Here is a 14701-nt window from a genome sequence, read left to right as displayed (position 1 = left end):
CTCATAGATTGGTCATAGACCGGTGAAGAGAAAGGTGGAGAAAAGATGCAGCAGGGTATGCGAATGGTTAAAAACGACGTTCAAACACATATGAACATTTTCGTGTTTATTTTCGTTCTATTTATTATGGGGATGATTTTCGGGGCAGTGATCGTAAACAGTATGAACTTTGTCCAAAAGCAGGATCTCTTCTTTTATCTGAAGCAGTTTTTTGAGCAGCAGACGATGATGGGGGGAACCGGAAAAGCTACCCTTTGGAAAGACAGCGTTCTTTACCATCTCAAGTATATGCTTCTCTTATTTTTGCTGGGGATCTCTGTCATCGGGATGCCGATTATTACGGTGTTACTATTTCTGAAAGGATTGGTCATCGGGTTTTCCGTGGGTTTCCTGGTCAATCAGATGGGCTGGTACGGTTTGTTGATTTCCTCCGTTTCCATCGCCCCTCAAAATGTCATTATTATTCCTGTATATCTGATTGCCGGTTCCCTTGCTTTGATCTTTTCGCTGACTCTATGTAAGCAGCTTTTCATCCGCCGGGTTCACCAGCCGATCATGAAGGGCTTTGTAAGGTATAGTGCCCTGTTCGGAGCGTTGATTGCGATTCTTATGGTTTCTTCAGTCGTAGAAGTCTTTTTAAGCAACACATTTTTGGAATATGTGTTGAAATGGATTTACAAGTAAATCATATTAAATAATAATGATTATCGTTAACAGATTAAAATAATTATAATTTGACACTCGTTCTGTCTCTGAATTATAATGAAATTGGTATTACGAGGGAGGGACGAACGATATGGAACATCGTATAGATAAAATAAAAAAACAGCTGCATTCCCAGAGTTATAAGCTGACTCCGCAGCGTGAAGCCACAGTACGGGTACTTTTGGAAAATGAAGAAGACCACTTAAGTGCGGAAGATGTTTACCTCCTCGTAAAAGAGAAAGCACCAGAAATTGGTCTAGCAACCGTCTATCGAACATTGGAATTACTATCAGAACTAAAAGTTGTCGATAAAATTAATTTTGGAGATGGCGTCTCCCGATATGACTTGAGAAAAGAAGGTGCCGAACACTTTCACCATCATCTCGTATGTATCGAGTGTGGATCAGTGGAAGAAATCGATGAAGATCTCTTAGGGGATGTAGAAAAAATCGTTGAAAGTCAGTGGGGTTTTGAAGTGAAAGATCACCGCTTGACGTTCCATGGCATTTGCCGTGTGTGCCAGAAACAGGCTGTTACGACCTCATCTGCAAAATCAAACGAAGAATGAAAAGACCGCCGCTATGAAGGACATAGTGGCTTTTTATTTTGCGCTCGTTGAAACATCCAGGCGGGAAGCGTGGAGGAAGGACAGTCCAGGCGGGTTCTTTGTATACGTTTTCTAAAATCTCTGACTCTTGTATTTTTATTTACAAATGAGCGAAAATCGTGTACGTTAAACCTAGATGGGGCTTGTGCTGTTTTTTAAAGCGCTTCGTCATCCGATTCTCTCATCATTCTACGTATATTTGTAAGGAATTTAGGCATATCCTTTACAAAAAGGTACGGAAGTGAGGGGAGTGCCATGACTCGTTTAAAGCACAGTTTAAGAGATTTAATTAAAGTCCTGATTGTATTCACCGTTTGTACATGTGTTTTTTATATGGCCTTACGAATGGTGCATGAAGAATACGAGCGCCAGCATCGATACGATCCGCCAGGTGGTACGGCTATTAAAGTCTATCAACCACTGGAACAACCATGGACGGATCGGCTGTCGATATTTTTTCGGTTAGGGGAGTAGATGGAAGATGCAGCATGCGCTGGAAGATTTTTTTCATTATTTGACCGTGGAGCGCGGGTTATCACCTAACACGATTCAGTCTTACAAGCGGGACCTTTCTCAGTACGATCGCTTCCTACAGCAGGAATTAGGCGTGAAAAGTTGGGATGAAATGACTCGTTCGCATATTATGAAGTATTTGCATCACCTCAATGACCAGGGGCGTTCATCAGCAACCATTGCCCGGTTATTGTCATCCATTCGTCTTTTTCACCAGTTCCTGATCCGGGAGAAGGTGACAGAGCAGGATCCGAGCTTACATATCGAGACTCCGAAGAAAGAAAGAAAGCTTCCGAAAGTGCTCTCTTCAGACGATGTGGACAAGCTTTTGAACATTCATGCCAAAGACCCGCTTTCAGCGAGGAATAAAGCGATGTTTGAAATGCTGTATGCCACCGGCCTGAGGGTAACGGAGCTTGTCTCTCTTAAAGTGACGGATCTGCATTTGACGATGGGCTTTGTCCGTTGTCTGGGAAAAGGGTCAAAAGAGAGGATCATTCCTCTTGGTGACATGGCCAAAGATGCGGTTGAAAATTATTTACAAGTCGGTCGCGAGGCACTCGTCAAGCAAAAGCAGACCGAAGAGCTTTTCGTTAATCATCACGGGAATGCCCTATCACGGCAGGGTTTTTGGAAGATATTGAAAGCGGTTGCTCGGGACATGGGTGTCAATAAAGAACTGACCCCTCATACCCTGCGCCATTCATTTGCTACACATCTTCTTGAAAATGGAGCCGATCTCAGGGCTGTCCAGGAAATGCTTGGACATGCAGACATCTCAACAACTCAAATTTATACCCATGTCTCGAAGACAAGGTTGAAAGACGTTTATCGCTCGTATCATCCACGGGCATAAACTCTTTTGTGTTTTTAGTTGTCTGACATCCTACATCTTAAGAATGTAGGGTAGTTTTTCACGAATTTGGGAAATTAAACATTAGGAGGGATCTTTGATGAATTCATTCAAACGTGTATTTTTAGTAGTTATGGACTCTGTAGGAATAGGTGAAGCTCCAGATGCGGAAAAATTCGATGACAAAGGGGCTGACACCCTGGGGCACATTGCCGAACATATGAACGGTTTGGACATGCCTCATATGGGATCGCTAGGACTCAGCAATATTCGTCAGATTCAGGGCATTGATAAAGCTGACAATCCGAAAGCGCACTACACAACGATGGTGGAAGCTTCGAACGGAAAAGATACGATGACCGGCCACTGGGAAATCATGGGTCTTTATATCGACCAGCCTTTCCGTACATTCCCGGACGGTTTTCCCGATGAGCTGCTGGATCAGATTAAAGAAAAGACCGGCCGCGGCATTGTCGGAAATAAGCCGGCATCAGGGACGGAAATCCTGAAGGAACTTGGAGAGCATCATATGGAAACGGGGGACTTGATCATTTACACGTCTGCCGATTCTGTTCTGCAGATTGCTGCCCATGAAGATGTGATTCCACCAGAAGAGCTTTATGAAATCTGTGAGTTCTGCCGTGAAATCACGAAGGATGAGAAATATATGGTCGGACGTGTCATTGCCCGCCCATTCATCGGGGAGCCGGGAGCTTTTGAACGCACATCCAATCGTCATGATTATGCGTTGAAGCCATTCGGACGCACAGTCATGAACGAGATGGCGGATGAAGGACTCGATGTGGTCGCCATCGGTAAAATTTCTGATATCTATGACGGAGAAGGCGTGACAGAAGCCATCCGTACGAAAGACAACATGGATGGGATGGACCAATTGGTGAACTCATTGGATAAAGACTTTACCGGTATGAGCTTCTTGAACCTTGTCGATTTCGATGCGAAATTCGGTCACCGACGTGACCCTCAAGGGTATGGGGAAGCCTTACAGGAATACGACGCGCGTCTGCCAGAAGTGTTGGAAAAAATGAACGATGACGATTTATTGATCATCACAGCAGACCACGGTAATGATCCTGTGCATCACGGGACCGATCACACACGGGAACTCGTTCCATTGATTGTCTATCATAATGGCATAAAAGAAGGACAGGAGTTGGATCAGCGCCAAACGTTTGCGGATATCGGTGCGACCGTTTCTGAAAACTTCTCAATTCAAATGCCTGAACACGGCAAAAGCTTTTTAAAAGATATTCGATAAGGGAGGAGAAACAATCATGAACCAAACTCAAGTGAAAGAAGCAGCTCAATTTATCCAAGGAAAATTAACGCATGAACCAAGTGTTGGACTAATTCTAGGATCAGGTCTCGGAGTACTTGCTGAGGAGATTCAAAATCCGACAACCATTCCATATACGGAAATTCCTCACTTCCCTGAATCAACGGTTTCCGGCCATAAAGGGCAGCTGGTCGTTGGTGAATTAGAGGGGCGGCAAGTGATCGCGATGCAAGGGCGTTTCCACTATTATGAAGGCTATGATATGAAACAGGTGACTTTCCCGGTCCGCGTCATGAAAGCGCTGGGTGTAGAAACCCTATTCGTTACAAACGCTGCGGGCGGCATCAATGAAACCTTCAAGCCAGGCAACTTGATGATCATTACCGACCATATCAACAATATGGGAGACAGCCCGCTGATTGGCCCGAATGATGAGGACCTTGGACCACGCTTCCCGGACATGTCTGAAGCGTATGATCGAGCTTTGATTGATCACGCGAAACAGTCTGCCGAGCGTTTGGACCTTCAGGTGCAAGAAGGGGTTTATGTAGGAAACACAGGACCTGCCTATGAGACAGGTGCAGAAGTACGTATGCTTCGTACACTCGGTGGAGATGCTGTCGGAATGTCCACAGTCCCAGAGGTGATGGTAGCGAACCATGCAGGCATCCGAGTACTTGGGATTTCTTGTATTTCCAATATGGCCGCAGGAATTCTAGACCAGCCGCTTACGCATGATGAAGTCATCGAAACGACTGCTCAAGTGCGTGAAGATTTCCTAGGATTTGTTAAAGAGCTACTAAAAACATTACCAGCATAAATAAGGGAGCGTCTCGTGGGACGCTTTCTCTCTTAAACTTAAGTAAAGGGTGATCGAGATGAGAATGTATGACATTATTGTAAAAAAACGTGATGGCGGGGAATTGACGAAGGAAGAAATCGAATTCTTCGTTGAAGGTTACACAAAAGGTGAGATTCCTGACTACCAGGCCTCTGCTTTTACGATGGCGATTTATTTTCAGGGCATGACAGCTGAAGAAACAGCGACGTTGACTCAAGCGATGGTTGACTCTGGTGAAACCATCGACCTCTCAGCGATTGAAGGGAAGAAAGTCGATAAGCACTCCACAGGCGGTGTCGGCGATAAAGTAACATTCATCGTAGGACCATTGGTCGCTTCTGTCGGCATCCCTGTCGCGAAAATGTCAGGACGTGGACTTGGACATACAGGCGGAACGCTTGATAAATTAGAGTCCATCAAAGGTCTTGAAATCGAGATGACGAAAGAAAAATTCATCGAGAATGTCAATACTCATAAACTTGCGGTTGCAGGCCAAACCGGAAACCTTGCACCTGCAGATAAAAAGCTTTACGCACTTAGAGACGTTACGGGTACCGTGAACTCCTTGCCATTGATCGCTGGTTCCATTATGAGTAAAAAGATTGCATCCGGAGCAGACAGTATTGTCCTTGATGTGAAAACAGGTTCTGGTGCCTTTATGAAAACGCTTGAAGACTCTGAAGCACTTGCTCGTGAGATGGTGAACATCGGAAACAACCTGGGACGTAACACCGTGGCTGTCATTAGTGACATGAATCAGCCGCTTGGTTACGAGGTCGGAAATGCCAATGAAATTAAAGAAGCAGCGGAAATCCTTCAAGGAAAGAACGTCGAAGACCTGCGTTTGCTTTCTCTTGAAATCGCTTCACATATGGCTGTTCTAGCTGAGAAGTTCTCTTCTTATGAAGAAGCGTACAAAGCCATTGAAGCGAATATCGAAAACGGAAAAGCCTTCCAGTCCCTGCGCACGTTGATTGAAGCACAAGGTGGAGACGTTTCTATGATTGATGACCTTGATCGTCTACCTAGAGCGGCTCATGAGATTGAAGTCACGGCGGATCAGGATGGCTATGTATCTGCGATCGACGCAGAATCCATCGGCATAGCGGCCATGTATCTTGGAGCCGGCCGTGCGACGAAAGAGGATGAAATCAACCACGGCGTAGGAATCAGTCTGAAGAAGAAAATCGGTGATCCTGTCAAAGCAGGTGAAGCTCTAGTCGTATTGATCAGTGATGACGAGCAGCCGAACGACTCTATCCTGAAAGTGAAAGAAGCGTACACGATTTCTGGTGAAAAAGTCGAAAAACCAACATTGATCCACAACATCATTAAATAAAGTTTTCTATTTAGGTTAAAAAGCGAACCGACCACATTCCGTGGACGGTTCGCTTTTTTATTTCAAATCAGCGAGTTATGTTGAGGGGATCAGAGGAAATTAAGGGTGTTTTAGATTGGATATTCATATGAGAATTGGTTCATGGTATCATTCTTGTAGAAGGAGGAAAAGGATGTTCTGGATTATAGAAATCATGGTCGCGTCAGTTGCTCTTATTCTTTTATTTTCCCATTGGATTTTCTCTTTCCATGTAAACTTTGATCTCATAGCACTCGTGTCTGCTTTTTTGTATGTATTCATAGGCGTTCGTTTTTTAAAAGAGGATCGCGTTATCAGAGGAACGATCATTCTTGTGCTCTCCTCCATGATGGCGTTTATCTTTATTGAAAGTTTCATTCCGATTACATAGGAGGGAAAGCATGGACCCATGCATTTTGTGCTCACCAGAAACGGATGAAGAACAGAAAATCATTTTTGAGAACGGCTCCTGCTACTTTGTTCAGAAAGACCAGCGGATCTTAAAAGGATCGGGCTTAATCGTTCCCAAATCGCACCGGACAACGGTGTTCGACCTTTCCAAGGAGGAATGGATCGATACACAGGAAATGATTCAGCAAGTTAAAAGCTGGCTCGATGAAACGCTTCAACCGGATGGATACAATATCGGATACAATTGTTACGAAGCCGGTGGGCAGCATATCTTTCACGCTCACATGCACATCATCCCCCGCTTCCAAGACGAACCCCACGCAGGAAAAGGCATCCGCCACTGGCTCAAACAAGAAGAAAACAAACGCCACATCTAAAACACGACCTACCCAGGTCGTGTTTTTTGTTGTTCTCCTACACCCGTTTTCTACCACGTTTCTATATACCGGCCTTCATTTGCCATATTGAGATTCAGGGGTAGTTGGGAAGCCGTTCGCTTTCCCGCAGCTCCTAGAATCACATAAACATCTCGAAATCCAGTCTTCCACTATTATCTTTTTACTTTGTATGGCTATGTGGATTATGTATAGAAGATGATGGTAAGGGAAAGATAGGGTCACTTAAAGCAATGGGAGGTTTAGGTTATGAAAAAAATGATGGGTGTGTGTCTCGCTCTTTGTTTAGTTGTCTCACTACTTCCGTTAAACATGACTTTTGCAGAAGAAAGGGAGTCAACAGAGGTCATCAATTCCGCGAAATCAGCGATATTGATGGAAAAGAACAGCGGGGTGACGCTTTATGATAAGGATTCAAATAAAAAGCTGCCCCCTGCGAGTATGACGAAGGTCATGACGCTGTTGTTGATCATGGAAGAGCTCGATAAAGGCGGCATCAAACTCGATGAAAAAGTCCGTATCAGTGAACATGCTGCTTCTATGGGCGGTTCTCAAATTTTCCTTGAAGCTGGAGAAGAAATGACCGTTGAAGATTTGCTCAAAGGAATAGCTGTGGCATCTGGAAATGATGCGAGTGTCGCTATGGCTGAACGGATTGCCGGAAGTGAAAAAGAGTTTGTCGCTCAAATGAACGAGAAAGCAAAAGATCTGGGTTTGAAGAATACTCAGTTCCAAAACCCGACAGGTCTGCCGGCTGAAGGACATTTCAGTACAGCTCATGATATGGCCGTCATGGCGAGGGAACTGCTCCTTCACGATGAAGTGACGAAGTACACGAGAATTTATGAGGATTATTTGCGTAAGGGACAGGATAATGAATTCTGGTTAGTCAATACGAATAAATTGATCAAAAATTATCCGGGAATGGATGGATTGAAAACCGGTTACACAAGTGAGGCGAAATACTGTCTTACGGCTTCTGCTAAACGGAATGATATGCATATGATTGCGGTTGTTATGGGTGCGGAAAATCCGAAAATGAGGAACTCGGATGTGACGAGTCTCTTGGATTATGGGTTTAGTCAGTATGAGGGTGTAAAGCTTTATTCTAAAGATGACACCATGAAAACGATGAAAATGACAAGAGGGAACCCATTAGAGTTGAAGCTGTCCCCGGAAAAAGACGTCGTTGTTCTTAAAAAGAAAAATGACAAGAAGAGCGAATATGAAACGGAACTGAAGATTGCGAAGAAATCAAACCTTCCATTGGAAAAAGGGGCCCATATGGGATGGGTGATCGTGAAGAATGGTGATCAGGAAGTCGCTAAAGTGCGTCTTGAAACGTCGGAGAATGTGGAGAAGGCGGGATTCCCTGCTCTATGGCAGCGGTCATGGAAGAATTTGACGAGCTTTCAGAGGTTTTAGCATTTTCTCACTAGTTATGTTTTTGAGCAGGAAATGACAGCGAAAAGTACGAAAAGACATAGTGACTCTTATAAAGTCAGAGGAGGTAATTCACTTGAGTCTTCAAGTTAATTTTGCTGTCAGAGAGAATGTTTTGCTCGTCCGATTAATCGGAGAGCTGGATCACCATGAAGCCACAACGCTTCGGGAAGCTTGGCAGAAGGAGCTCGCGAACAACGGTGTCGAACATGTGATTGTCAATTTACAAAAATTGTCCTTCATGGATAGTTCAGGCCTTGGTGTGATGCTCGGTCGTTATAAAGAGGTACAAGCAAAAGGGAACGAAATGGTGCTTTGTTCGATTTCGCCTGAGGTTCGGAGATTGTTTGATATGTCGGGAATGTTCAAAATCATGAAACTCGTGGATGATGAGGCATCCGCGCTTGAGATGTTGGGGGTGGCATCATGCGAAATGAAATGACGCTGGAGTTTACGAGTGTGAGTGAAAATGAATCTCTTGCCCGTGTATCGGTGGCTGCTTTTGTCAGTCAAATCAATCCGACGATGGAAGAATTGACGGACATTAAAACCGTCGTCTCAGAAGCCGTTACGAATGCCATCATTCATGGTTACGAAGAGAAAAGTGATGAAAAAGTGATGCTTACGTGTGCGATTGATGACGGAGAAATCGAATTGATCATCCAGGATCGTGGTCAGGGTATTGAGAACATTGATATTGCCAAAGAACCACTGTACACATCAAAACCGGAATGGGAACGCTCGGGAATGGGTTTTACCATCATGGAGAATTTCATGGATCGCGTAGACATTACATCAGAGCCCGGGGTCGGAACGACGATCCGAATGACGAAGCAGTTGACGTCAACCCGCGCTTTGTGTAATTGAGGCGCCGCCTATGAGCGATACGACAAAAGAACGTCTGTCCGACAAAGATGTCAAAGAGCTGATCAAAAAGAGTCAGGCGGGCGATCAAGAGGCGAGGGACTACCTGGTGGAAAAAAACACTCGTCTCGTATGGTCGGTCGTCCAGCGATATCTCAGACGTGGATACGATCAGGATGATCTGTATCAGATCGGCTGTATCGGTCTGCTTAAATCGATCGACAAGTTCGATTTGAGTTATGATGTCCGCTTTTCAACATATGCCGTCCCCATGATCATTGGTGAAATCCAGCGTTTCATTCGTGATGATGGCAGTGTGAAAGTGAGCCGCAGCTTGAAAGAATTGAATCATAAAGTTCGAGCCAAAAAAGAAGAGCTGTTAAAAGAATATGGACGCTCTCCCACAGTGAACGAGCTCGCAGACGCTTTAGGGCTTACGAGGGAGGAAATCGTCCAGGCGGAGGAAGTTGGACGAACCCCTCAGTCCATTTATGAAACGGTTTATGAGAACGAAGGCGATCCTATCACACTCGTCGATCAGATTGCTGAAGAGGAGAGCAACTGGTTCGATCATCTCACCCTCCAGGATGTGATGAGTAAACTGGACAAGAGGGAACGGCTCATTATTTACTTGCGATATTACAAAGATCAAACGCAGACCGAAGTCGCGGAGCGTTTAGGGATTTCGCAGGTACAAGTCTCACGGTTGGAAAAGAAAATCCTTGCTGATATGAAAGAAACCATGAATGATACAAGCTGATCGCTGTACCTAAAAAGGTACAGCTTTTTTTATGTTCAGCGAAAAGTCGTAGGATGCTTGCTCGTGCACCTTTGGTTAGACTATTTCTTCCTGATCTCAATATCCGAGGACTCTTCGTATGATATTTCTGATCTCACACATAATAAGTCTAAGAAAATTTACACAGGGGAGGCGGTAGGGTTGGCGACTCCTGTCTACATTCGTACAAAACAATCGATTTATGTTCCACCTTTGTCAAAAATCCGTTTGCAGGATGTGGCTCGTGTGACAGGGCAAAAGCGTCATAAGCCTGTCTTGGAACAGATGGTGTTACATCAAGTGACCGAAGAGGATCAAAATATCGTGGTCATCGACTCTTTCATGATCATTGAACAAGTGATTGAGAAGTTTCCGGAGCTTGAGGTCGAACTGATCGGACCGAATCAATGTGTGGTTCATGTGGAGAAACACCAAAAGCAGCCGTCCCCTCTTTTAATCAGCGGCATATGGGTCTTGCTTTTTATAGGAGCGGCGATGGCCATTATGAATTTTCACTACGATGTGAGCATGCAGGCCGTTCAACAGAAGTTACATTTCATGTTGACGGGGAAGGAAGAGGAACATCCTTTATGGATTCAGATCCCTTATTCCATCGGCCTTGGAATTGGAATGATATTATTTTTTAACCATTGGTTTCAGAAACGATTCAATGAAGAACCGAGTCCGATGGAGGTAGAGATATTCAATTACCAGGAAGACCTGGACCATTACGTGGCCATTAAAGAGAATAAGGTGGAAAAACAGGATGTGGATCGTTGAAGTACTCATAGGGCTTGCAGCTGGCATTGCTGTCGGAACCGGTTTCGTCGCATTTTTGACAGTCCTTGGAATTGTCCCCAGGCTCATGCAGTTGAGCCATTCGGAATCAAAACTCCGGAGTTATGAAATGGCCGTGATCTTAGGTGTCTTTGCCGGAATTTATCTTTCCTTTGGGGACGGACCAGTGAAGATGACGTTGATCGGTCTTGTTATATGGGGCCTTTTCCATGGGATTTTTGTAGGCATGTTAGCGGCTGCTCTTACAGAGGTCCTCAATGTTTTTCCGCTCTTATTTAAACGGATCGGGGTGGATGGTTTTCTATTCACACTCTTAATGGCACTTGTGCTTGGTAAGATTGCGGGTTCTTTGTTTCAATGGATTATTTTTGTCAGGTGAATGATATGGGATTAGGAGGAAACAGTGTGGATAAACAACCACTGAACGAAAAGAATTTTGATAAAGCGAGAAAATCGTACCAGCCGAAACCGCCTTATGTGATGAATTGTATCAAAGCATTTATCGTGGGTGGTTTGATTTGCGTGTTTGGTGAACTACTCACACAAATGTATATCCACTGGTTCGATTATAGCGAAAAGAACGCCATCAATCCGACGGTCGCAACATTGATTCTTCTATCTGCGCTCGCTACGGGGTTTGGTGTTTATGATAAACTCGGACAGTTTGCCGGAGCTGGATCTGCGGTTCCTGTCACTGGATTTGCCAATTCAATTACCTCAGCTGCCCTAGAGCATAAATCCGAAGGTCTTGTGCTGGGGGTTGCGACCAATCTGTTCAAGCTAGCTGGCTCGGTCATTGTATTTGGTGTCGTTGCTGCTTATGTACTCGGAATCATTCGCTACGTGTGGTCGCTTATTTTTTAGGAGGAAAAGCATATGGGTAAAACGGGAACACAATCATGGACATTTACGGAACCTGTTTATTTACAATCCACGGGTACGGCTGTCGGACCAATGGAAGGCGAAGGTCCGCTGAAGGAAACGTTCGACGTCATTCATGAAGAACTTCATTGTGGAGAATCCAACTGGGAGCTTGCCGAACGCAGATTGATGACAGATGCGGTGTACACGTGTTTGCAAAAAGCAGGGATCGACCAGTCCAATATCGATTTGTTTTTAGCGGGGGATCTGTTGAACCAAAACGTTACAGGTAACTATGTGGCAAGACAATTAGGCATTCCTGTTTTGGGGATGTTCGGAGCGTGTTCGACGAGTATGGAAACACTTGCAACAGGAGCTGCGCTTGTTTCTTCTGGATACGCCAAACAAGCATTGGTGGCTGTTAGTTCTCACAACTGTACAGCTGAGCGCCAGTTCCGTTACCCAACGGAGTACGGAGGGCAAAAGCCGAAAACCGCAACATATACTGTGACAGGAAGCGGGGCAGCCATTCTTTCGAAAACGCCTTCGAAAATCCAGGTGGAAGCGGCGACCATAGGGAAGGTCATGGATTACAGCGTCAAGGATCCGTTTGATATGGGGTCAGCGATGGCCCCAGCCGCATGGGACACGATTAAAACGCATCTGGAAGATATGGGCCGTGTTCCGGGTGATTATGATGTGATCGCAACCGGTGACTTGTCTGCAGTAGGGACGCCTATTCTTAAAGATTTGATGAAACAGGATGGCTATGACATCAGTGACGTGCACAAAGACTGTGGACTGCTTGTCTATCACAGTGATCAACCTGTCTTCGCAGGTGGAAGCGGGTGCGCATGCTCGGCGGTCGTCACTTATGGGAAAATTGTGCAGGACCTGATTGGTGGAAAATACAAGCGAGTGTTAATTGTTGCGACAGGTGCACTCATGAGTCCGATGATGCTCCAACAAAAGGAATCGATTCCTGGGATCGCTCATGCCGTTGTTCTTACCAGAGGGGAGGGGGAAGCATGACCTTTTTATGGGCGTTTATCGTCGGAGGAAGCATTTGTGTGATTGGACAGATTTTATTGGATGTTTTCAAATTGACTCCTGCCCATGTGATGTCTTCCTTTGTTGTCGCTGGTGCGGTTCTGGACGCGTTCGACCTCTATGACAACCTGATTGAATTTGCCGGGGCAGGAGCGACTGTTCCGATTACAAGTTTCGGGCATTCTCTTTTGCATGGAGCAATGGAACAGGCGGATGAACATGGTTTTATTGGAGTAGCTGTGGGCATTTTTGAATTAACATCTGCAGGTATTGCATCGGCGATATTGTTTGGCTTTATTGTGGCTGTGATTTTCAAGCCTAAAGGATAAATCGAGATCAAGGAGTGGAGGTTTATGCCTGAGAAGAAAAAAGAAACACCCATCGTCATGAAACTCGAGCAAAACCGGAAGACGATGAATGAACGCATTGGCGTAGACCAATCATTTGATGCCGGTTTCCGTACGCTGACCTTGTTGGGTGTTGAAGTGAACTTCTATTATGTCACAGGGTTGGTAGAGACACCCATCGTTGTAGAAGTGATGCGACAATTGATGGAAATGAATGATACGGAGGACCACGTCGATTCTGTATTTAAATCCATAAAAGATGAGATCCCTCATCAACAAGTAGAGACGACTTCCGACCTTGATAAGTGTATCACCCAGATGCTTTCCGGGTTGATGGTCATTTTCGTCGATGGAGAAACAGAGGCTTTCATCGTCGATGTGCGGACCTATCCCGGAAGGACTCCGGAGGAACCGGATACCGAAAAAGTCATTCGTGGTTCGAGGGACGGTTATACAGAAAATATCATAGAGAATACGGCACTCACACGACGCCGTATCAGAGATGAACGTTTGAGAAATGAAATCATGCAGGTTGGTAATCGTTCAAAAACAGATGTTTGTATTACTTACATTAAAGACGTTGCTGATCCAGGTCTCGTGCAGTTATTAAAAGAAGAAATCCAAAAAATCGATATCGACGGCTTGTCAATGGCGGATAAAAGTCTGGAAGAGTACATTGTCAAGCAGGGAAGGAACCCATTTCCTCTTGTAAGATATACGGAACGGCCGGATGTCGTCGCTTCCCATTTGTTTGAAGGCCATGTGGTCATCATGACTGACACGTCCCCGAGTACGATCATTACGCCTACCACTTATTTTCATCATGTTCAGCATGCGGAGGAATTCCGACAATCTCCTCCAGTCGGGACTTTTGTACGATGGGTGCGTTTCTTCGGGATCTTTGCCTCTGTATTTGTCCTGCCACTATGGATGTTGTTCGTCATGCAGCCGGATCTGCTACCAGAACCCTTTGCTTTTATTGGACCCAATGAGGAGAGCACGATTCCTATCATCTATCAAATTTTAATTGCTGATTTAGGCCTGGAAATGCTGAGGATCGCAGCCATCCATACACCGACGCCATTATCGACGGCTATGGGACTTATTGCCGCTGTGCTTATAGGACAAATCGCCATTGATGTAGGAATGTTTGTACCTGAAGTCATCCTTTACGTAGCTGTTGCAGCCATCGGATCTTATTCCACACCAAGTTATGAATTATCCGTGGCCAATAAAATGGCACGTATTTTGTTTGTGATTTTAGTTGCCTTATTCGGAATTAAAGGGTTGATGTGCGGATTTTTGGCTTATGTTCTGCTTTTAGCAAATACAAAGTCATTGAATACGCCTTATTTGTGGCCGTTCCTTCCGTTCAACGGAAAAGCGGCGGTCCAAATCATCCTCCGTCTCAGTATGCCATCGTTGAAAGTGCGGCCGAGTGTTGTTCATCCTCAAAACAATAAACGTCAGAAATAATCGTATTGCCCGTTCTTTAGCAATGTGATAAATTAAAATAAATCTTAATGTCCTTTGACTTCCAAGGGGCATTTTCTTTTTATCATTTCTCCGTTTGAAGAAAAG

The 14701-nt window shown here is 44.9% G+C and carries 19 protein-coding genes; all 19 read left to right on the top strand.

Going from position 1 to position 14701, the window contains the following annotated elements:
• The first annotated feature begins 45 nt into the window (after window positions 1–45).
• The 19 genes from spoIIM to J0K78_RS02570 all read left to right on the top strand — a co-directional run bounded on the left by spoIIM (window position 46) and on the right by J0K78_RS02570 (window position 14596).
• Window positions 46–684, top strand: coding sequence for a stage II sporulation protein M (gene spoIIM, locus J0K78_RS02660; protein WP_206945259.1), 639 nt, complete (start codon window positions 46–48; stop codon window positions 682–684).
• Between the two features lie 112 nt (window positions 685–796).
• Window positions 797–1273 carry a ferric iron uptake transcriptional regulator gene (gene fur, locus J0K78_RS02655; protein ID WP_160913690.1) on the top strand — a complete coding sequence of 159 codons (477 nt, stop codon included), beginning with the start codon at window positions 797–799 and terminating at the stop codon, window positions 1271–1273.
• A 294-nt stretch (window positions 1274–1567) separates the two neighbouring features.
• Window positions 1568–1786: a DUF4227 family protein gene (locus J0K78_RS02650; RefSeq protein ID WP_160913688.1), complete on the top strand. Its 219-nt coding sequence runs from the start codon at window positions 1568–1570 to the stop codon at window positions 1784–1786.
• Window positions 1787–1793: 7 nt separating this feature from the next.
• Window positions 1794–2681 (top strand): site-specific tyrosine recombinase XerD, encoded by an 888-nt coding sequence (xerD, locus tag J0K78_RS02645; RefSeq protein ID WP_206945258.1) that lies wholly within the window; start codon window positions 1794–1796, stop codon window positions 2679–2681.
• Window positions 2682–2778: 97 nt separating this feature from the next.
• Complete coding sequence (gene deoB / locus J0K78_RS02640) at window positions 2779–3957, top strand: phosphopentomutase (protein WP_206945257.1); 1179 nt, start codon at window positions 2779–2781, stop codon at window positions 3955–3957.
• Between the two features lie 16 nt (window positions 3958–3973).
• The gene (locus J0K78_RS02635) at window positions 3974–4795 is read left to right on the top strand and encodes a purine-nucleoside phosphorylase (RefSeq protein WP_206945256.1); all 822 of its coding nucleotides are present in this window, start codon (window positions 3974–3976) and stop codon (window positions 4793–4795) included.
• 58 nt (window positions 4796–4853) lie between these two features.
• Window positions 4854–6155, top strand: a complete 1302-nt coding sequence (locus J0K78_RS02630) for a pyrimidine-nucleoside phosphorylase (protein ID WP_206945255.1) — start codon at window positions 4854–4856, stop codon at window positions 6153–6155.
• Between the two features lie 172 nt (window positions 6156–6327).
• On the top strand, window positions 6328–6564 hold the full coding sequence (locus J0K78_RS02625; protein ID WP_206945254.1) for a hypothetical protein: 237 nt from the start codon (window positions 6328–6330) through the stop codon (window positions 6562–6564).
• A 10-nt stretch (window positions 6565–6574) separates the two neighbouring features.
• On the top strand, window positions 6575–6961 hold the full coding sequence (locus J0K78_RS02620) for an HIT family protein (protein WP_206945253.1): 387 nt from the start codon (window positions 6575–6577) through the stop codon (window positions 6959–6961).
• Window positions 6962–7228: 267 nt separating this feature from the next.
• Entirely contained in the window at window positions 7229–8404 is a 1176-nt protein-coding gene (locus J0K78_RS02615) for a D-alanyl-D-alanine carboxypeptidase family protein (protein WP_206945252.1), read from the top strand.
• 94 nt (window positions 8405–8498) lie between these two features.
• Window positions 8499–8864 (top strand): anti-sigma F factor antagonist, encoded by a 366-nt coding sequence (gene spoIIAA / locus J0K78_RS02610; RefSeq protein ID WP_206945251.1) that lies wholly within the window; start codon window positions 8499–8501, stop codon window positions 8862–8864.
• Entirely contained in the window at window positions 8849–9289 is a 441-nt protein-coding gene (spoIIAB, locus tag J0K78_RS02605; RefSeq protein ID WP_160911906.1) for an anti-sigma F factor, read from the top strand. Before spoIIAA ends, spoIIAB begins: the two co-directional genes overlap by 16 nt.
• Before the next feature lie 10 nt (window positions 9290–9299).
• A complete protein-coding gene (gene sigF / locus J0K78_RS02600) occupies window positions 9300–10046 on the top strand; it encodes an RNA polymerase sporulation sigma factor SigF (protein WP_160913670.1) in 747 nt (248 codons plus the stop codon).
• A 63-nt stretch (window positions 10047–10109) separates the two neighbouring features.
• Entirely contained in the window at window positions 10110–10844 is a 735-nt protein-coding gene (locus tag J0K78_RS02595; RefSeq protein WP_370550912.1) for a stage V sporulation protein AA, read from the top strand.
• The gene (locus J0K78_RS02590; RefSeq protein WP_160913667.1) at window positions 10831–11241 is read left to right on the top strand and encodes a stage V sporulation protein AB; all 411 of its coding nucleotides are present in this window, start codon (window positions 10831–10833) and stop codon (window positions 11239–11241) included. The genes J0K78_RS02595 and J0K78_RS02590 overlap by 14 nt, the downstream gene beginning before the upstream one ends.
• A gap of 26 nt (window positions 11242–11267) precedes the next feature.
• Window positions 11268–11726 (top strand): stage V sporulation protein AC, encoded by a 459-nt coding sequence (spoVAC, locus tag J0K78_RS02585; protein ID WP_146817817.1) that lies wholly within the window; start codon window positions 11268–11270, stop codon window positions 11724–11726.
• Window positions 11727–11738: 12 nt separating this feature from the next.
• On the top strand, window positions 11739–12755 hold the full coding sequence (gene spoVAD, locus J0K78_RS02580; protein WP_206945249.1) for a stage V sporulation protein AD: 1017 nt from the start codon (window positions 11739–11741) through the stop codon (window positions 12753–12755).
• On the top strand, window positions 12752–13102 hold the full coding sequence (spoVAE, locus tag J0K78_RS02575; protein WP_206945248.1) for a stage V sporulation protein AE: 351 nt from the start codon (window positions 12752–12754) through the stop codon (window positions 13100–13102). Before spoVAD ends, spoVAE begins: the two co-directional genes overlap by 4 nt.
• Window positions 13103–13126: 24 nt before the next feature.
• Window positions 13127–14596 carry a spore germination protein gene (locus J0K78_RS02570; RefSeq protein WP_206945247.1) on the top strand — a complete coding sequence of 490 codons (1470 nt, stop codon included), beginning with the start codon at window positions 13127–13129 and terminating at the stop codon, window positions 14594–14596.
• The last annotated feature ends 105 nt before the right edge of the window (window positions 14597–14701 follow it).

Origin of the sequence: Halobacillus sp. GSS1 (assembly GCF_017307035.1) — a bacterium.
In the GTDB taxonomy this organism is placed as follows: Bacteria; Bacillota; Bacilli; order Bacillales; family Halobacillaceae; genus Halobacillus; species Halobacillus litoralis.
Note: the sequence above shows the minus strand (reverse complement) of the source record. Positions and strands in the feature narration are given on the sequence as shown.